The sequence below is a fragment of the Nocardia halotolerans genome (assembly GCF_042650145.1).
GTDB lineage: Bacteria > Actinomycetota > Actinomycetes > Mycobacteriales > Mycobacteriaceae > Nocardia > Nocardia halotolerans.
Map to the genome: position 1 here is coordinate 284,891 of NZ_JBHSDL010000014.1, position 16,701 is coordinate 301,591.

Below are 16,701 nucleotides of genomic sequence, written 5' to 3' on the forward strand. Positions count from 1 at the left end.
CATTGTCCCAAACCCGGCAGCGGCGACGGTGGGCGGGCTGTCACGGCCGGGCGACGTTACCGAGAAGATGCGTGCGGCGGTGATAGCCGTCGGCGATGATCGAGTCATGTCCACGAACGCAGAATCGGGCGCGTCACCGGCTCCGGAGCCGGTCACCGAGCCCACCGACCACACCGAGCCCCGCCCGGCGCCACACCGGCGGGCCAAACCCGAAGCCCTGGTCCGGTCGCGCACCGGCTACACCTGGGTCGCGCTGATCGCGGCCGCGCTGCTCGGGATCGTGCTGCTGATCTTCATCATCCAGAACCTCGACAAGGTCGAAGTCGACCTGCTGTTCTGGAGCCTGTCGCTACCGCTCGGCATCACCGTGTTGCTGTCGGTGATCATCGGCGCCCTGGTGATGGGCCTGGTCGGCGGCGTCCGCATCATGCAGTTGCGCCACGCCGCCCGGCAGGGCTGAGAACTCAGACCAGCGCGCTGAGCACCAGCCAGGACACGAACGCCGAGGGCAGCATCGAGTCGAGCCGGTCCATGATGCCGCCGTGCCCGGGCAGCAACGTGCCCATGTCCTTGATGCCGAGTTCGCGCTTGATCTGCGACTCGATCAGATCGCCGACCGTGGCCACCGCGACCAAGCCCACCCCGAGCACCACACCGATCATGGAGTTCGCCTCGAGCAGCAGCGTGACGGTGAGCAGGCCACCGATCACACTGAACACCAGCGAACCGCAGAACCCCTCCCACGATTTCTTCGGGCTGATCGCGGGCACCATCGGATGCCGGCCGAACAGCACCCCGGCCACATAGCCACCGACATCGGAGCAGACCACCAGGATCATGAAGGTCAGCACCCGCAGGTTGCCATCGGGCTCGAGCAGCAACAGCGTCGCGAACGCGGCGAGCAACGGGATCCAGGTGAGGGTGAACAGCGCGATCGCGGTGTCACGCAGGAAGTTCCGTGGCGCCACACCGATCCCGTGATCGAACAGGCGCCACACCATGCAGGTCAGCGCCGTCGCCGCGAACGCGCCGAGCACACCGTTGGCGCCCCACGGCCAGCCCAGCCAGAACACCGCCTGACCACCCACCAGCAGCGGCACCCGCGGCACCAGCACATCGGCCTCACGCAGCCGTTTGGTGACCTCCCAGGTCGCCACGCCCACCGCGACACCGGCCACCCCGATGAACACCTTCGGCACGAACAACAGAATCGCGATCAGCGACAACCCCAAGCCCAGCCCGACCGCCAGCGCGGCAGGCAGGTTACGGCCCGCCCGCGACGCCGGCGCCTGCGGTTGCTCGGGCGGCACTGCCGCGCCACCGGTCGGTTCGACCGGTTCCGGTGCCGCTCCGGTGGCGGCGGCGTCTTCGGCCACGATTGTCCCGTCGCTCAACTCGTCGTTCCGTTCATCCCCCGCACGAGCGGGACTGGCGAGATCTGGCGCTCAGACCTCGAGCAGTTCGGCTTCCTTGTGCTTGACCAGCTCTTCGACCTGGCCCACGTACTTGGCGGTGGTCTTGTCGAGCTCCTTCTCGGCGCGCCCGACCTCGTCCTCCCCCGCTTCGCCATCCTTCTGGATCCGGCCCAGCTCTTCCATCGCCTTGCGACGGACGTTGCGGATCGAAACCTTCGCGTCCTCACCCTTGCCCTTGGCCATCTTCACCATCTCGCGGCGCCGCTCCTCGGTGAGCTGGGGCACGGTGATGCGCAGGATGTCGCCGTTGTTGGTGGGGTTCACGCCCAGATCGGAGTTGCGGATCGCGTTCTCGATCGGACCCAGCTGGCTCTGCTCGTAAGGCTTGATCACCACCATGCGCGGCTCGGGCACGCTGATACTCGACAACTGGGTGATCGGCGTCAGCGAACCGTAGTAGTCGACCAGGATCCGGGTGAACATGCCCGGGTTGGCTCGGCCGGTACGGATGCTGCCCAGATCGTCCTTCGCTACCGACACCGCCTTTTCCATCTTCTCCTCGGCATCGAAGAGCGCTTCATCAATCACGACCGGTTCCTCCACAGCGTCGTCATCGTCATCGTCCGCGAGTGCGCGGTCAAGACCGAACCAAGGTGCCGATGGGTTCACCGGCGACCGCACGTGCAATATTGCCCTTGATCAACAGATTGAACACCAGCATCGGCATCTGGTTGTCCATACACAGGCTGAAGGCGGTGGCATCGGCCACCTTCAGCCCCTTCTCGATCACTTCCTTGTGGGTGATCTCGGTGAACATGCTGGCGGTGTCGTCCAACCGCGGGTCGGCGTCGAACACGCCGTCGACCGCCTTGGCCATCAACACCACATCGGCGCCGATCTCGAGTGCGCGCTGAGCCGCGGTGGTGTCGGTCGAGAAGTAGGGCATACCCATACCGGCACCGAAGATGACCACACGCCCCTTCTCCAGATGACGCTTGGCGCGCAACGGCAGATAGGGCTCGGCGACCTGGCCCATCGTGATGGCGGTCTGCACCCGGGTGTCGATGCCCTGCTGCTGCAGGAAGTCCTGCAGCGCAAGACTGTTCATCACGGTACCGAGCATGCCCATGTAGTCCGAGCGGGCGCGTTCCATGCCGCGCTCCTCGAGCTCGGCGCCGCGGAAGAAGTTGCCGCCACCGATCACCACAGCCACCTGCACACCGGTCTCGACGATCTCGGCGATCTGCTCGGCCACCGCCTGCACCACATCCGGGTCGAGGCCGACGCCCCCACCACCGAACATCTCCCCACCCAGCTTGAGCAGCACCCGGCGGTATCCAGGGCGGTCGGTACCCGGGTCGGTCATGGGTGGTCGTCTCCTTCGGCGAGGGTCGAGAACGGGGTCGAACTGCGGGCATGCGAGCGGCCGCACAGCAAGGCAGAGCGGCATCCATCCTGCCTTATCCGGTTGTGCGGGCCCAACAAGACCCCCTGCTGTGCGCGCCGACTCCCGGCACGACCGCAAAACCGGTCAACGCCGGACAGACGCGGCAAAACGCCCCCGATGCACGAGCACCGGGGGCGTTTCGACAGCCTGATCAGGCCTGGCCGACCTCGAAGCGAGCGAAACGCTTCACGGTCACGCCGGCGTCTGCCAGCAGCGCCTTGACGGTCTTCTTGGAATCGGTGACGGCGGCCTGCTCGAGCAGCACGACATCCTTGAAGAAGCCGTTGACCCGGCCCTCGGTGATCTTCGACAGCGCGGCTTCGGGCTTGCCCTCTTCCCGCGCGGTCTGCTCGGCGATACGACGCTCGTTGTCGACGATGTCGGCGGGCACATCGTCACGCGAGAGGTACTTCGCCTTGAGCGCGGCGACCTGCATACCGGCGGCGCGAGCGGCGTCGGCGGCAGCGTCACCCTCGCCCTCGTACTCCACCAGCACACCGACGGCGGGCGGCAGATCCGAGGCACGCTTGTGCAGGTACGTGGCGACCGGGCCGTCGAAGGACACGACGCGACGCAGCTCCAGCTTCTCACCGATCTTGGCCGAGAGCGCCTGCACGGCATCGTCGACGGTGCCGTCGGCGAGCTTCAGCGCCTTGAGCGCATCCAGATCGGCGGGCTTCGCCGCGGCGGCCGCGGTGACGATGGCCTCGGCCAGCTCCTGGAACTCGGCGTTCTTGGCGACGAAGTCGGTCTCACAGTTGAGCTCGACCATCACGCCGTCCTTGGCGATGACCAGACCCTCGGCGGTCGCCCGCTCGGCACGCTTGCCGACGTCCTTGGCGCCCTTGATGCGCAGCACCTCGACGGCCTTGTCGAAATCGCCGTCGGAATCGGCCAGCGCGTTCTTGCAGTCCATCATGCCGGAGCCGGTGAGCTCACGGAGCCGCTTCACGTCAGCAGCGGTGTAGTTCGCCATTCGCGGCGACCCTCCTGTGTCTATTGGCGGCTGGCGCCGCAGGTTTCTCGGCCCTGAGGGCCGAGAAACCAGAAAAGTGACTTCTCGGCCGGGGCCAGGCAGTTGTTCAGTCGGTATCTACGCCACCTTGCCGACCTCGCCTGAATTCAGGCGGGTCGGCAAGGTGAACAGTGTGCTACCGATCAGCTCAGAAGTCGGCCGGGGTGTGCTGGGCCGGGTCGGCCTTCACTTCGGCTTCGGCTTCGGCCGGGGTCACGGCCGGGGGCTCGGTCGCGGCGGGGGCTTCGGCCTCGGCCTCGGCGGCCGGAGTCGCCTGAGCCAGCAGCTCCTGCTCCCACTCGGCGAGCGGCTCGGCTGCGCCGGCTTCGGGCTTCACGTCGCCGGAAGCCTGGCCCGCGCGGGCCTGCACGCCTTCGGCCACCGCGGAGGCGACGACCTTGGTGAGCAGCGCGGCCGAACGGATCGCGTCGTCGTTACCCGGGATCGGGTAGTCGACCAGGTCGGGATCGCAGTTGGTGTCCAGGATCGCGATGACCGGGATGTTCAGCTTGCGCGCCTCGCCGACGGCGATGTGCTCTTTGTTGGTGTCGACGATCCAGATGGCCGAGGGAACCTTGGCCATGTCACGGATACCGCCGAGGGTGCGGTCCAGCTTGGTCATCTCACGCGTGAGCATGAGGATTTCCTTCTTGGTGCGACCCTCGAAGCCACCGGTCTGCTCCATCGCCTCGAGTTCTTTGAGGCGCTGCAGGCGCTTGTGCACGGTGGAGAAGTTGGTGAGCATGCCGCCCAGCCAGCGCTGGTTCACGTAGGGCATCCCGACACGGGTCGCCTCGGACGCGATCGACTCCTGGGCCTGCTTCTTGGTGCCGACGAAGAGAACGGTGCCACCGTGGGCGACGGTCTCCTTGACGAACTCGTAGGCCTTGTCGATGAAGGTCAGCGTCTGCTGCAGGTCGATGATGTAGATGCCGTTGCGGTCGGTGAAGATGAACCGCTTCATCTTCGGGTTCCACCGACGAGTCTGGTGCCCGAAGTGCGCGCCGCTGTCGAGCAGCTGCTTCATAGTTACGACAGCCATAGCTCCCGTACCCTCTTTCGTTGCCGGTTGACGCAGCCGATCGGCGATCGACTGCCCTGGCGCCACCGAAACCACCGGACCCGAGGGAAATCGGGACCAGCCGGTGATTTCACTGTTCATCCGCTGGAGAACTCGCGCTGACATGCCCTCACGGACCGTCTGCGTTGCGAGCGACGACCGGATGGACGAGCACGGGTGGCGCGCGAAGTCGGTCCGTGCCGTGCACACAGTTGCTGCTGAGCACAAACCGCTTGTTCAGTCTACGCGGCATGGGGCCAGGTCAGAAATCGCCCCTGCGCAGTGACCACCGGCTTCTCTGGTTGAAGTACGCGATATCCACAATCGGCCAGGTTGTCCCCAATCGCGAACTCGCCGCCCCGATCAGGTTCTCCGGCGCCCAGAGTTGGGGCATGAACACGTTGACACGCGCCCTGATCACCACGTTTCCACTACTCTGCGCCGTCGGCGTCGCGGCGGCACCGGCCGCGGCACACGCCGGCGAACCGTCCTCCGGCTGTGCCGAAGGGGCCGTCCTGGCGCAGCCGCCCGAGCCCGGCGTCGACGAGCCCGAGCGGGGTCCGCGTGGGGCGCCGCCCGGCACCGTCCAGGCGGCTCCGGAACCACCGGGCCACAGGGACATGCCCGCTTCGGTGGGTGCGAAGACTGTTGTCGTTCCGATTCTGGTCCTGCCCGTACTTGCGCCCGATGGTGCGGGTACGCGACCGACCGGCACCTCTGATCGCTCGGACAGCACCGGCGGGTCCTGCGGTCGGACACCTACCGTGCGACCCGCGACCGTTCCTCGGCGGGAGCTCGTGCCCCTGCCCGTTCCGGTGCGAGTGACGGTTCACGACCTCGGTCCGGGCCCGGCCCCATCCCGTTCCCACGGCGGGCGCCCGGCAGCAGGTCCGGACATCGAGATCATCGTGCGGGGTGGGAGTGGATCGGCGGCCGAGCTCCCCGCCGTCCTGCGCGAAATGGTGCGGGCCCTGGCATCGTCGCAGCGCACGCCGGCACCCGGTCCGCGTCGCTGAGTGCCGCGCGATGAGCCGCACGGCGAACCCGCTGCGGCCGATATCGGGCCCGGTGTCGGTCGCGATCTGTCTGTCCGCGGTGCTGGTGGGCGGTGCGGCGCCGGTTGCAGCAGCCGAACCGGGGCCGTTCGGCTGGCCGTTGCGGCCACGTCCCGCGGTGGAACGGCCGTTCGACAAACCGGAACACAACTGGCTGCCGGGCCATCGCGGGGTGGACCTGGCGGGCGCGCAGGGTCAGGCGGTACTCGCGGCCGGTGCGGGCATCGTGGTCTTCGCTGCAACGGTGGCCGACAAACCGGTGGTGTCGATCCAACATCCGGGCGGCTTGCGCACGACATACGAGCCGGTACGGGCGCAGGTAGCCGTGGGAAGCCGGGTGAACAGGGGCACACCGGTCGGCACGCTGGTGGCCGGACACGAGGGGTGCCCGGCCATCGCGTGCCTGCACTGGGGCGCCCGGCGCGAATCCGGTGCGCACAACCGGCGTGAGTACGTCGATCCGCTCGGCCTGCTGCACGTGGTGCCGGTCCGGCTGAAACCGCTGGAACTCGTACGGTGATCTCGGCTACCGCACCGGTGCGATGCGGGTCCGAGGAGAATCGGAGGTGTGCCCGAGCAACCGTTCACCTATCCCGAAGTCGGTGCCACCCGTGCCGACACCGCGCCCGCCGGATATCACCGGTTCCGGCATCGACGGCCGATCGGCCACGGCCGCGCCCTCTTCGACCGCGCGGCCGACCATGTTCTCGGATTCGGCATGCAGCGAGGCGTCGGCATCTTGCGGCACACCGACACCGAAGCGGCCCGGCCTGGAACCGAGCTCACGGTGCGGCTCGGCTTCGGACCGTTCGGCTTCACAGCGCCGTGCCGCGTGGTCTACGTCCTGGACGAACCGAATCGCCGGGGCTTCGCATACGGCACACTCCCGGGCCACCCGGAAATCGGCGAAGAACTGTTCGCCGTCGAGTTCGACCCCACCGACGACACGGTCTACGGGCTGGTCACCGCGTTCTCGAGGCCGGGAGCGTGGTACGTCCGGCTGGGTGGCCCGGTCGTCCGGCTGATCCAGCGCTGGTTCGCCCACCGCTATCTGCGCACCCTGCCCACCAGCAACTGAGCAGGCCCTACTGTCCCGCTGGAACGCCACAGCCTGACGGCACCGAGCTGGAACGCCGACCTGGCCGACAATCAGGTCAGCCGAAACACAGGCCTGTGGCGCGGCCGCCGCCCAGGCGATCCGACCCGCGAGTCACACGTGATGAGGTACCAGGTCACCTGCTCAGCACAATCGAGTTGGCACGCGGCTTTTCCCAGCTCGTGGTCGTCGGCTGATATCTCGGGGGGCGGCGCCCACAGAAGCGAATTCGAGCCGGAACCGTGCGTCTGCCCGATCGTGGCGAGCGCCCGCCCGCCGGATCCGCGAGTACATCCGGTCAGAGCAGGGCAGCCAGGGTGTTGGCTTCGGCCGTGAGCTGGTCTCGGCGCTGCACGTGTCCGAGGTTGTCGTATTCGCTGGCGGCCGTACGCCGTTCGTCGACCTCGCGGCGAACGACGGCGACGATATCGGCTTCGGTGAGGTCGCGTCGGCGCGCCTCGGCGGCGCCCAGACCGACCGCACTGTCTTCCACCGCACCGGCTTTGCTCTGCCCGGCATCGACCGCCTCGGCATTGTCGATCGCGCTCAGTGCCGATCGCAGCGCCGACACCGCACCGCGATCACGCGCTTTCATCGCGGTCTTCAGTGCTGCCCGTAGCCGATCACGCAGCGCGGTGCCGGGCGGGCTCGGAGTTCCGGGGGTCATGCTGATCGAGCTTAAATACCCGCTGCGCCGCCGTCGAATGCTTTCCTGGTGCGGCTCGCGGCTACGGCTCACCCGCTGCTTTCACGAGACAGCGGCACTTCGCCCGAGTCGCCGCACCTCCGGTGCACACACCGGTATGTCGTGTCAGCGAGCGAGGATCGAGCTGATCGCGGCGAGGACGGCCACGGCGGCCACGGTGAGCGTCGTGATCGCGACGACGCGCTCACCGGTGGCGGTGTACCCGCGGTCGAGGGCGCGCCCGCGGTACCAGGCGAGGCAGGTGAGCAGCAGAGCTGACGCAGCGGCGGCGAGCGGCAGCGCGGGGGCCGGCGCCCCTTCGGTGATCGCCGCGTTCACCAGGAGCAGGGCGCAGGCGGCCGCGGCGAGGGCGGTGCGTCGCCATGCCAGCGCCGTCCGCTCCGCGGCGAGGGTCGGGACGGTCATGACAGCAGCACCGCCACGCAGGCGAGCGCGGCGACCACCGCGACCCCGGCCGAGAGAACCGGCACCAACACCGTGCCGGGCAGCGGAGCACCGCTGCGGATGGCGCGGCCCACCCGGCGCCAATGCCGGAAAGCTCCCAGCGCGACAGCCAGCGCCATCAGCAGACAGAGCAGAGCGATGACACCGGCGAAACCCGCCAACCGCAACGGTTCGACCAGGGTGTGCACAGCCACACCACCGGCTAGCAAACCGAGCGAGGTTCGGATCCAGGCGAGAAAGGTCCGTTCATTGGCCAAAGTGAACCGATAGTCGACCCCGTCGGGCCCACCTTCGGATTCGGGCCCCACCTCGGGTAACACCATCACCATCACCTCCGCCCCCATCATGCGCCACCGCATCGCCTTCACCCGCGATCCGCACGCCCCGCCCGGACACTTTCTGTAGAACCTGCTCAGCGTTCGGCGCCGTACCTCCGACTGTCGGCCAACGCAACTGTCAGTAGAACCTGCTCAGCGTTCGGCGCCGTACCTCCGACTGTCGGCCAACGCAACTGTCAGCGGACCAGATCCGAAACGGTGGATTGACCGAGTGTGGTCAAGCGCGGGGGTGCGCCTGGTCGTGTACCCGTTTGAGGCGTTCGACGGAGACGTGGGTGTAGAGCTGAGTGGTGGCCATACTGGCGTGGCCGAGGAGTTCCTGGACCACGCGCAGGTCGGCACCACCTTCGAGCAGGTGGGTGGCCGCGCTGTGGCGCAGGCCGTGCGGGCCCATGTCGGGTGCGCCGGGGATGGCCGCGACCACCTCGTGCACCACGGTGCGGGCCTGGCGCTGGTCCAGGCGGCGGCCGCGTTGACCGAGCAGCAGGGCACGGCCGGAATCTTCGTTGACCAGCGACGGCCGACCCGCTCGCAGCCAGGCGTCGAGGGCGGTGTCGGCCGGACCGCCGAAGGGCACCGACCGTTCCTTGTTGCCCTTGCCCAGTACGCGTACCAGCCGACGTTCCCGGTCGATGTCGTCGACATCGAGACCGCACAGCTCGCTGACCCGGATGCCCGTGGCGTACAACAACTCCACGATCAACCGATCCCGCAACGCCATCGGTTCCTGCTGCGCCGCACCGGATTCGGCGGCGTCCATCGCACGCGTCGCCTGCTCGCGACCGAGTACCGCGGGCAGCGTGCGATGAGCTTTCGGCGCCCGCAACCGCAGGCCGGGGTCGATGCCGAGCCGCCCGGTCTCGGTGAGCCACGCGGTGAAAGTGCGTGCGGCCGAGGCCCGCCGCGACAACGTCGAGCGCGCCGCGCCCCGATCGGCGAGCTCGGCCAGCCACGACCGCAGCAACGCCAGATCCAGTTCCCGCAACGCCGAGTCCGGTGACCGCGCGTACAGATGCTCGAGCAGCGACCGCACATCCCCCAGATACGCCCGCACCGTGTGCTCGGACCGATTGCGCCCCAACCGCAGATGCCGCCCGAATTCGGTGAGCAACGCGGTCAGATCATCAGGCAACACTTCCATCCCCCAACCGTCACCCCCGTTTCCGACCCACGCAACCCACCACGCCGCACCACAGAATGACCGCGACCGCCGAGAACCGCCCGCTCCATTCCGTGTACCGCCGACGGCAGTCCACTCGAGCGGCTCGACGAGCTCTTCCCCGGGGCTCACTCTCGGGATAGGTGAACGATTGCTCGGGCGCACCTCCCGGTCTCCTCGGACCCGCATCGCACCGCGGACTTTTGGTCGGCGCTCGCCCGGACGTGCGGTCATCAACACCCGGGCAACTCATCATGGTCGTCGGGCGCGGGTGCGGAACCAGCCGTCGGAGTCGCAGCCGACCAGTTCGGCGAGTTCCAGACCCGGGAGGACCGCTCGGACGGTGGCGAGGTCGAGGCCGGATTGCTGGGCGAGTTCGCGGGGTAGGCGGGAGCCGATGGCGGGCAAGGCCGCGTAGACCTCGGCTTCGGCGCCGCGCAGGTGGGCTGCCGGGTCGGCGGCGGCACCTTCGTGGACCGGTAGGCGCAGCGGGCCCGCTTCATCGACCACGTCCGCGGCGGTGGTGACCAGAAGGGCTTCGCCCTCCCGGATCATGCGGTGGCAGCCGGCCGAGGAGGCCGAACCGACGGGTCCGGGCACGGCCATGGCGGGGCGGCCGAGCCGGCGGGCCCACTTGACGGTGTTCCGAGCACCGCTGCGCATGCCGGCTTCCACCACCAGCACCCCGTCGCCCAGCGTGGCGATCAACCGATTGCGGGCCAGGAACTGGTGTTTCTGGGCTGTGAGGCCCGGCGGGTATTCACTGACGATCAGCCCGCTGTCGGCGATGGCCGCGAGCAGGCGGTCGTGCTGGGCGGGGTAGGGCCGGTCGACACCGCACGCCAGCACCGCGACGGTCGCACCGCCGACCGCCAGCGCGGCGCGGTGGGCAGCGGCGTCGATCCCGAACGCGGCCCCGGAGACAACGGTCCAGCCCCGGCCGGCCAGATCGCAGGCGATCTCGCTCGCCACCTGCATCCCGTAGCCGCTGCTGCACCGCGATCCGACCACGGCGACCGCACGTTCGGATGCGGTGCGCAGCGACAGCGGGCCACGTGCCCACAGCACCAACGGCACTGCCGCCTCGCGATCCCGGTCGGCGTCGAGCTGGTCGAGCCCGAGCATCCGCCAGCCGGGCCATTCCTCGTCGTCGGGCGTGATGACGCGCCCGCCCAGCGAGTCGATCGTTTCGAGATCACGGGCGGCCGAGTCGATTTCCCGTCGTGCCGCGGTGGGTCCGCGCAGCGCGGCGGGCAGCTCGTGCTCGCGTACCGCGCGGGCCGCCTCACACACCCCGACCGAGGCGATCAACGCCGACAGCGGGGCGCACGGCCCCTGAACCACCCGGGACAGGTACACCCACGCGAGCCGGCGCTCGTCGACATCGCCGTCCAGGTCGACAGTGGCTCCGCTACCGACGCCCGCCGCGTTCATTGCCCACCGCGCTGGCGGAAGTTCAGCGACGACAACACATCCTGCGCATTGGGCAGGTCGCCGCCACGCAGATCACAGACGGTCCAGGCCACGCGCACCGCCCGGTCGGCGCCTCGGGCCGACATCCTGCCCAGGCGCAGCGCCGTCTCGATCGGCGCGGTCGCTTCGCCGGGCAGGCGGAATCGTTGCCGCAGAATGTGTCCCGGCACTTCGGCATTGGTCGTCCAGCCCTGCGCACTCCACCGTCGCGCGGCCCGCGCCCGCGCCTCGGCGACACGCGCCGCCACGGTGGCACTGCTCTCGACCTCCTCGTCGCCGAATGTCGCACCGGCTTGCCCGCGCATCTGAACCCAGATATCGATGCGGTCGAGCAGCGGTCCGGACAGTTTGCCGAGGTAGCGGCGCCGGGCCAGCGGCGCGCAGATGCAGTCGACGTCACGCGCGGGCGCACACGGACACGGATTCGCGGCCAGCACCAGCTGAAACCGCGCCGGGTACCGGGCCACCCCGTCGCGGCGCGCGATCCGCACTTCGCCCTCCTCGAGCGGAGTACGCAGAGCCTCCAGCACTTTGGTGCCGAGTTCGGCGCACTCGTCGAGGAACAACACGCCACGGTGCGCGCGGCTGACGGCGCCGGGCCGTGCCATTCCGGAACCGCCGCCGATCATCGCCGTCACCGAGGTCGAGTGGTGCGGAGCCACGAACGGGGCCACCGTCATCAACGGCTGCTCGGCCGACAACGACCCGGCCATCGAATGGATCGCGGTCACCTCGAGCGATTCGTTGTCCGACAGCGGTGGCAGCAATCCGGGAAGCCGCTGCGCCAGCATCGTTTTGCCGATGCCGGGCGGACCGGTGAGCAGCAGGTGATGGCCGCCGGCCGCGGCCACTTCGAGCGCCCAGCGCGCCTCGTCCTGACCGACCACATCGCTGAGGTCGCCACACGATGCCTGCACGCCCGGCATCACACCGTCGGGTTCGAGCAGGGTGCCTTCCCCGCGCAACCACGCCACGACAGCTCGCAGACTGGTGGCGCCCAATACCTGGATTCCCTCGACCAGTCCGGCTTCGGCCACCGCTTCGGCGGGTACGACAACCGTCGGTAGCCCCGCACGGCGGGCCGCGATCACCGCGGGCAGCACACCGCGAACCCGGCGCACCCGCCCGTCCAGTGCCAGTTCCCCCAACAGCACCGTCTTCACCAACCGGTCCCCCGGCACCGCGCCCGAGGCATCCAGCACCGAGACGGCCAACGCCAGGTCGTACACACTGCCGATCTTCGGAAGCGTCGCTGGGGACAGGGCCAGGATCACCCGCCCGTCGGGCCACTTCTCCCCCGTGTTGGCGACCGCCGAGCGCACCCGGTTGCGTGATTCCTGCAGGGCCGTGTCGGGCAGACCGACCAGATTCACCGAAGGCAGTCCCTGCCCGATGTCGGCTTCGATCTCCACCAGTTGCCCGTCGACGCCGGTGACCGCGACCGACAGCGCCCGTCCGAGCGCCATCAGAACGCCGCGGTCAGATGGTCGATGACAGGCTTGTGCCCGCGCGGGAGAAGCACCGACACCACGTCGAACCGGATCCGCCGCCAGGGCCCCTGCTGCTCGGCCAGCCACAGCAGCGCCAGCCGCCGAATGCGCCGCTGCTTGTCGAAGGTGACCGCCTCGGCGGGGGTACCGAACCCCAACCCCGACCGCGTCTTCACCTCGACGAACACGATGACCGACGGGTCCTGAACGATCAGGTCCAATTCCCCGTACCGACACCGCCAATTGCGAGCGACGATCTCCATTCCCGTCTCGCACAGATACTGCGCGGCCAGCTTCTCCCCGTATGCGCCGAGCGCCTGTTTATCCGTCACGGACCGAAGCATGCGCCCCACCCGGGACCTACCAACCCCCGCCGACCTGGGAAAACAAAAAACCTGTGGACAACTCCACCCCTGTGGACAACCCCGCCCCCAACAAGCGTGTCAGCACCCCCAAAAGACCGGCCGACACCCGCTTCCACCAGCCAAAACCCACCGCGAAAACAGTCACAACCATCATTCCCGGCCCCGCACTCCCCGACCTCGAGGAGGGGACGCCGCGCAGCGGCGTAGCGGCCCGGCCGCGAGTCAGCCGCCGTTGCGTCCGCGGCGCAGCCGCCAGCAACGACGGCTGACTCGCGGCCCCCCAGGGGCCGCGCTCGAGCGCGCCAGCGCTCCAACTACTCAGGCAACCGCAAATCCGGCTTCTCGAGTTCTTCGATGTTCACGTCCTTGAACGTGATCACCCGCACATGCTTGACGAAGCGCGCGGGCCGGTACATGTCCCATACCCACGCATCGCTCATCCGCACTTCGAAGTAGACCTCGCCGTCGGCGTTCTGTGGCCGTAGTTCGACGGAGTTGGCCAGGTAGAAGCGTCGTTCTGTCTCCACCACGTACGAGAACTGGCCGACGATGTCCTTGTACTCGCGGTACAGGGACAGTTCCATCTCGGTTTCGTACTTCTCGAGGTCCTCAGCACTCATCGGGTGGGACATCCTCCTGCTAGCAGCGCCGCGTTCATTGTTCACATCATCGCGCATGCGCCGGGCGGGTAGCCACTCGGCTACCGCCGGGCACCTCGAGCTCGCGCACATTGCGCCAAGATCGGCGGTGTTCGGTGCTGGGTCCGAGCCGCCGCAGTGCGGCGGTGTGCTCGGGGGTGTTGTAGCCCTTGTGCGCGGCGAAACCGTAGCCGGGGAGTTGGGCGTCGAGTTCGACCATCATGCGGTCTCTGGTCACTTTGGCGAGGATGCTGGCCGCGGCGATGCAGGCCGCGGTGCCGTCGCCGCCGATCACCGGCAGCGACGGTGCGGGCAGGCCAGGGACTTTGAAGCCGTCGGTGAGGATGTAGCCGGGGGTGCGTCCCAGGCCGGCGACGGCGCGGCGCATGCCTTCGATGTTGGCGACGTGGATGCCGATGGCGTCGATCTCCCAGGCCGGGACCACGACCACGTTCCAGGCCAGCGACAACCGCTGCACCATCGGGAACAGCTCCTCACGGGCCGCCTCGGTGAGTTTCTTGGAGTCGTCGAGCCCGGACAGCTTGTCGTGCGCTCTGGGCGCGAGCAGGCATGCGGCGATGACCAGTGGTCCGGCGCTGGGGCCGCGCCCCGCCTCGTCGACGCCGGCCACCGGGCCGAGTCCGCCGCGGGCGAGGGCGGCTTCGAGTGTGCGGAGCCCACCGGCCCGGCGCATCACCACCCGCGGCGGCCAGTTGCTGCGATCGTGGCCCACAGTTCGATTGTCCCCGTGTCTCGTGCTGTCAGTTTTCCTGCGGGTTCTGCGAGCTGACCGGTCCGATGCGGCTCGGCGGCCAGATCTTGAACACCGTTTTGCCGCGCACGTTGTCGACCGGGACCGTGCCCTGTAGTTCGTCGCTGACGTGGGCGCGGGAGTCGGCGGACTCGTTGCGGTTGTCGCCCATCACCCACAGGTTGCCCTCGGGCACCTTCACCGGTCCGAACATCCGCCCGGACGGGTACACCGCGTTGGGGCGGTCGGTGTACCAGGGGAAGTCCTTTTTGATGTAGGGCTCGTCGAGTGGTTTGCCGTCGACCATCACCCGTCCTTGCGGGTCGCAGCACTGCACGGTCTGACCGCCGACCGCGATGACGCGTTTGACCAGGTCGTTCTCGTCCGGGGGGACCAGCCCGAAGTAGGACAGGAAGTTCTGCACCCCGCGTACGGCCGCGTTGTCGGAGCGGATCGATTTGTAGTGCCCGTTCCACGACGGCGGTCCGACGAAGACCACCACGTCGCCGGGATCGGGGTCGGAACCGTAGTAGCTGATCTTCTGCACGTAGATGCGGTCGCCGATCTGCAGCGTGTCCTCCATCGACTGCGACGGGATCACGTACGGGCGTCCGACGAAAGTGACCATGAGGGCCGCGATCACGGCCGCGATCACGATCAGTATCGGCAGTTCTTGCCAGAACGGCCGCTGCTTGTTGTCGTCGGCCTTTTTCCTGCGCCGCTTACCTTCGTCGCCCGAATCGGACACCGACACCGACCCACTTTCGTCTGCCACGCCGAACAGAGTAGCCCGGTGCCCCGAGGTGAGTCGGGGCGCCGGGCTACTCTGAAAATTCTGTGCCGGAAAGCGCTACCGGAAGGTCAGCGCTTTTCCTTGATCTTGGCGGCCTTGCCGCGCAGGTCGCGCAGGTAGTACAGCTTGGCGCGACGCACGAGACCGCGGGTCACGACGTCGATGTGGTCGATGTTGGGGCTGTGCACGGGGAAGGTGCGCTCGACACCCACGCCGAAGGACACCTTGCGGACCGTGAAGGTCTCGCCGATGCTGCCGCCCTGACGCCGGATCACGACGCCCTTGAAGACCTGGATGCGCTCCTTGGAGCCTTCGATGACCTTCACGTGCACGTTGAGGGTGTCACCGGCACGGAAGTCGGGCACATCGCTGCGCAGCGACTTCTCGTCGACGAAATCAAGGGTGTTCATTTTCCACCTTTTCGGATTCTTTGCGTGAACAGAGGACCCTGGCGGCGCTCGCGCGCTCGACCGGTTCGTGCTCAGAACAGGAGTGCTCTCGGACAGGACTCGCCCCAGGCAACCGGTTCATTGTGCCAGACACCGCGGGCGTGACCGAAATCGACCCGTCACCGCTCCGGTTCGTCGGCATCGGCTCGACGCCGCGGCAGCAGATGCGGGTGCGGCGGTGGGGCGGGCGGGGCGGCGACGACCCGGCGCCGCAGTTCGATCTCGGCCGCGGTGCGCGCGTGCTCGACATCGGGTTTGCCGGCGATCAGATCCTGGATGAAGATCTTGGCCCGGATCACCGGCCGCCGATACCGCCGTTCCCTCGCGATCGCCTTGCCCATCGTCTTGGGCCGGTTGCCGTAGCGCCAGCGCGCCCACGGCGCACCGGGTCTGCTGAGCCGGATCGCGCCGATCAGCAGCAAGGGGGTGAAGAACATCCCGAACAGTCCGGTCCAGATCTTGCCCTTGGCGATCACCACGGCGGCGAGCAGCAGGTTCAGCGCCACCGTGGCGAGCACGGCGATGCGCACGCCGATGCCGCGCGACTCACGGAAGTCGTCGTAGTCGAGGAAGGTCGCCGGTTGTACACCGAGCAGCAGCAGCCCGGTGACCGCGAGGGCGACGAAGACCGCGTCCACCGAGGTCCGCCCCTGTTCGGACCAGTAGACGTCACGCAGATAGAAGATCAGCGCGAATTCGTCGAGGACCAGGGCGGCGCCGATGCCGAAGAAGGTGGCGAGCACGCTGCTGGTCACCGGGGTGGAGTGCTCGGCGATCGCGATCATCCCGATGCCCGACAGCAGCACGGTGATCACGCCGAACACCATGTGGTGAATGTGGGTGTCACCGGCTTTGAGGTTGCCCGGCCACCACCTGACCTGGGCCCGGATCATCCGGACACTGATCCGGATGACCACGAAACCGAGGATGAAGCCCAGCAGGAAGCAGAGCAGGGGCAGGCGGCCGTGCGCGATCACATCCTCTTCGAGCCACCGTCGCATGCCGCC

General features: G+C 68.2%; 20 protein-coding genes. 3 read left to right on the forward strand and 17 right to left on the reverse strand.

Going from position 1 to position 16,701, the window contains the following annotated elements; all coding sequences use genetic code 11:
- The first annotated feature begins 106 nt into the window (after positions 1 to 106).
- The gene (locus tag ACFO5K_RS11855) at positions 107 to 460 is read left to right on the forward strand and encodes a LapA family protein (RefSeq protein ID WP_378560414.1); all 354 of its coding nucleotides are present in this window, start codon (positions 107 to 109) and stop codon (positions 458 to 460) included.
- A gap of 4 nt (positions 461 to 464) precedes the next feature.
- Here the strand turns inward: ACFO5K_RS11855 and ACFO5K_RS11860 are convergent, their stop codons facing one another.
- The 5 genes from ACFO5K_RS11860 to rpsB form a co-directional block, all read right to left on the reverse strand.
- The gene (locus ACFO5K_RS11860; RefSeq protein WP_378560417.1) at positions 465 to 1,394 is read right to left on the reverse strand and encodes a phosphatidate cytidylyltransferase; all 930 of its coding nucleotides are present in this window, start codon (positions 1,392 to 1,394) and stop codon (positions 465 to 467) included.
- A gap of 51 nt (positions 1,395 to 1,445) precedes the next feature.
- Entirely contained in the window at positions 1,446 to 2,003 is a 558-nt protein-coding gene (frr, locus tag ACFO5K_RS11865; RefSeq protein WP_378560420.1) for a ribosome recycling factor, read from the reverse strand.
- Between the two features lie 49 nt (positions 2,004 to 2,052).
- Positions 2,053 to 2,781, reverse strand: a complete 729-nt coding sequence (gene pyrH / locus ACFO5K_RS11870; RefSeq protein ID WP_378560423.1) for a UMP kinase — start codon at positions 2,779 to 2,781, stop codon at positions 2,053 to 2,055.
- Positions 2,782 to 3,013: 232 nt separating this feature from the next.
- Positions 3,014 to 3,838, reverse strand: coding sequence for a translation elongation factor Ts (gene tsf, locus ACFO5K_RS11875; protein ID WP_378560427.1), 825 nt, complete (start codon positions 3,836 to 3,838; stop codon positions 3,014 to 3,016).
- Between the two features lie 187 nt (positions 3,839 to 4,025).
- A complete protein-coding gene (rpsB, locus tag ACFO5K_RS11880) occupies positions 4,026 to 4,919 on the reverse strand; it encodes a 30S ribosomal protein S2 (RefSeq protein ID WP_378560430.1) in 894 nt (297 codons plus the stop codon).
- A 1,044-nt stretch (positions 4,920 to 5,963) separates the two neighbouring features.
- On the opposite strand from rpsB, the gene ACFO5K_RS11885 reads away from it, so the two are divergent.
- Complete coding sequence (locus ACFO5K_RS11885) at positions 5,964 to 6,512, forward strand: M23 family metallopeptidase (RefSeq protein WP_378560433.1); 549 nt, start codon at positions 5,964 to 5,966, stop codon at positions 6,510 to 6,512.
- A gap of 48 nt (positions 6,513 to 6,560) precedes the next feature.
- Positions 6,561 to 7,070 carry a DUF1990 family protein gene (locus ACFO5K_RS11890; protein ID WP_378560436.1) on the forward strand — a complete coding sequence of 170 codons (510 nt, stop codon included), beginning with the start codon at positions 6,561 to 6,563 and terminating at the stop codon, positions 7,068 to 7,070.
- Positions 7,071 to 7,386: 316 nt separating this feature from the next.
- Here ACFO5K_RS11890 and ACFO5K_RS11895 read toward each other — a convergent pair whose 3' ends face one another.
- The 12 genes from ACFO5K_RS11895 to ACFO5K_RS11950 all read right to left on the reverse strand — a co-directional run bounded on the left by ACFO5K_RS11895 (position 7,387) and on the right by ACFO5K_RS11950 (position 16,695).
- Complete coding sequence (locus ACFO5K_RS11895; RefSeq protein WP_378560439.1) at positions 7,387 to 7,755, reverse strand: hypothetical protein; 369 nt, start codon at positions 7,753 to 7,755, stop codon at positions 7,387 to 7,389.
- A 144-nt stretch (positions 7,756 to 7,899) separates the two neighbouring features.
- Complete coding sequence (locus ACFO5K_RS11900; RefSeq protein WP_378560442.1) at positions 7,900 to 8,199, reverse strand: DUF202 domain-containing protein; 300 nt, start codon at positions 8,197 to 8,199, stop codon at positions 7,900 to 7,902.
- The gene (locus ACFO5K_RS11905) at positions 8,196 to 8,561 is read right to left on the reverse strand and encodes a YidH family protein (protein WP_378563750.1); all 366 of its coding nucleotides are present in this window, start codon (positions 8,559 to 8,561) and stop codon (positions 8,196 to 8,198) included. The genes ACFO5K_RS11900 and ACFO5K_RS11905 overlap by 4 nt, the downstream gene beginning before the upstream one ends.
- Before the next feature lie 232 nt (positions 8,562 to 8,793).
- Positions 8,794 to 9,717 carry a tyrosine recombinase XerC gene (locus tag ACFO5K_RS11910; RefSeq protein WP_378560448.1) on the reverse strand — a complete coding sequence of 308 codons (924 nt, stop codon included), beginning with the start codon at positions 9,715 to 9,717 and terminating at the stop codon, positions 8,794 to 8,796.
- 270 nt (positions 9,718 to 9,987) lie between these two features.
- Positions 9,988 to 11,169, reverse strand: a complete 1,182-nt coding sequence (gene dprA / locus ACFO5K_RS11915; RefSeq protein WP_378560451.1) for a DNA-processing protein DprA — start codon at positions 11,167 to 11,169, stop codon at positions 9,988 to 9,990.
- On the reverse strand, positions 11,166 to 12,674 hold the full coding sequence (locus tag ACFO5K_RS11920; protein ID WP_378560454.1) for a YifB family Mg chelatase-like AAA ATPase: 1,509 nt from the start codon (positions 12,672 to 12,674) through the stop codon (positions 11,166 to 11,168). Before ACFO5K_RS11920 ends, dprA begins: the two co-directional genes overlap by 4 nt.
- Positions 12,674 to 13,030, reverse strand: a complete 357-nt coding sequence (locus ACFO5K_RS11925) for a YraN family protein (protein ID WP_378560457.1) — start codon at positions 13,028 to 13,030, stop codon at positions 12,674 to 12,676. Before ACFO5K_RS11925 ends, ACFO5K_RS11920 begins: the two co-directional genes overlap by 1 nt.
- Before the next feature lie 347 nt (positions 13,031 to 13,377).
- On the reverse strand, positions 13,378 to 13,683 hold the full coding sequence (locus ACFO5K_RS11930) for a DUF2469 domain-containing protein (RefSeq protein WP_011210678.1): 306 nt from the start codon (positions 13,681 to 13,683) through the stop codon (positions 13,378 to 13,380).
- A gap of 46 nt (positions 13,684 to 13,729) precedes the next feature.
- Entirely contained in the window at positions 13,730 to 14,434 is a 705-nt protein-coding gene (locus ACFO5K_RS11935) for a ribonuclease HII (RefSeq protein ID WP_378560460.1), read from the reverse strand.
- 28 nt (positions 14,435 to 14,462) lie between these two features.
- Complete coding sequence (lepB, locus tag ACFO5K_RS11940; protein WP_378560463.1) at positions 14,463 to 15,227, reverse strand: signal peptidase I; 765 nt, start codon at positions 15,225 to 15,227, stop codon at positions 14,463 to 14,465.
- An 86-nt stretch (positions 15,228 to 15,313) separates the two neighbouring features.
- Entirely contained in the window at positions 15,314 to 15,655 is a 342-nt protein-coding gene (rplS, locus tag ACFO5K_RS11945; RefSeq protein ID WP_378560466.1) for a 50S ribosomal protein L19, read from the reverse strand.
- 158 nt (positions 15,656 to 15,813) lie between these two features.
- A complete protein-coding gene (locus tag ACFO5K_RS11950; protein WP_378560469.1) occupies positions 15,814 to 16,695 on the reverse strand; it encodes a hypothetical protein in 882 nt (293 codons plus the stop codon).
- Positions 16,696 to 16,701 lie beyond the last annotated feature (6 nt).

Bases quoted from the DNA above. Each gene is read 5' to 3' on its own strand.
- ACFO5K_RS11855 (WP_378560414.1), top strand. From the start codon at position 107: ATGTCCACGAACGCAGAATCGGGCGCGTCACCGGCTCCGGAGCCGGTC.
- pyrH (WP_378560423.1), bottom strand. From the start codon at position 2,781: ATGACCGACCCGGGTACCGACCGCCCTGGATACCGCCGGGTGCTGCTC.
- tsf (WP_378560427.1), bottom strand. From the start codon at position 3,838: ATGGCGAACTACACCGCTGCTGACGTGAAGCGGCTCCGTGAGCTCACC.
- rpsB (WP_378560430.1), bottom strand. From the start codon at position 4,919: ATGGCTGTCGTAACTATGAAGCAGCTGCTCGACAGCGGCGCGCACTTC.
- ACFO5K_RS11885 (WP_378560433.1), top strand. From the start codon at position 5,964: ATGAGCCGCACGGCGAACCCGCTGCGGCCGATATCGGGCCCGGTGTCG.
- ACFO5K_RS11895 (WP_378560439.1), bottom strand. From the start codon at position 7,755: ATGACCCCCGGAACTCCGAGCCCGCCCGGCACCGCGCTGCGTGATCGG.
- ACFO5K_RS11900 (WP_378560442.1), bottom strand. From the start codon at position 8,199: ATGACCGTCCCGACCCTCGCCGCGGAGCGGACGGCGCTGGCATGGCGA.
- ACFO5K_RS11905 (WP_378563750.1), bottom strand. From the start codon at position 8,561: ATGGTGTTACCCGAGGTGGGGCCCGAATCCGAAGGTGGGCCCGACGGG.
- ACFO5K_RS11910 (WP_378560448.1), bottom strand. From the start codon at position 9,717: ATGGAAGTGTTGCCTGATGATCTGACCGCGTTGCTCACCGAATTCGGG.
- dprA (WP_378560451.1), bottom strand. From the start codon at position 11,169: ATGAACGCGGCGGGCGTCGGTAGCGGAGCCACTGTCGACCTGGACGGC.
- ACFO5K_RS11920 (WP_378560454.1), bottom strand. From the start codon at position 12,674: ATGGCGCTCGGACGGGCGCTGTCGGTCGCGGTCACCGGCGTCGACGGG.
- ACFO5K_RS11930 (WP_011210678.1), bottom strand. From the start codon at position 13,683: ATGAGTGCTGAGGACCTCGAGAAGTACGAAACCGAGATGGAACTGTCC.
- rplS (WP_378560466.1), bottom strand. From the start codon at position 15,655: ATGAACACCCTTGATTTCGTCGACGAGAAGTCGCTGCGCAGCGATGTG.
- ACFO5K_RS11950 (WP_378560469.1), bottom strand. From the start codon at position 16,695: ATGCGACGGTGGCTCGAAGAGGATGTGATCGCGCACGGCCGCCTGCCC.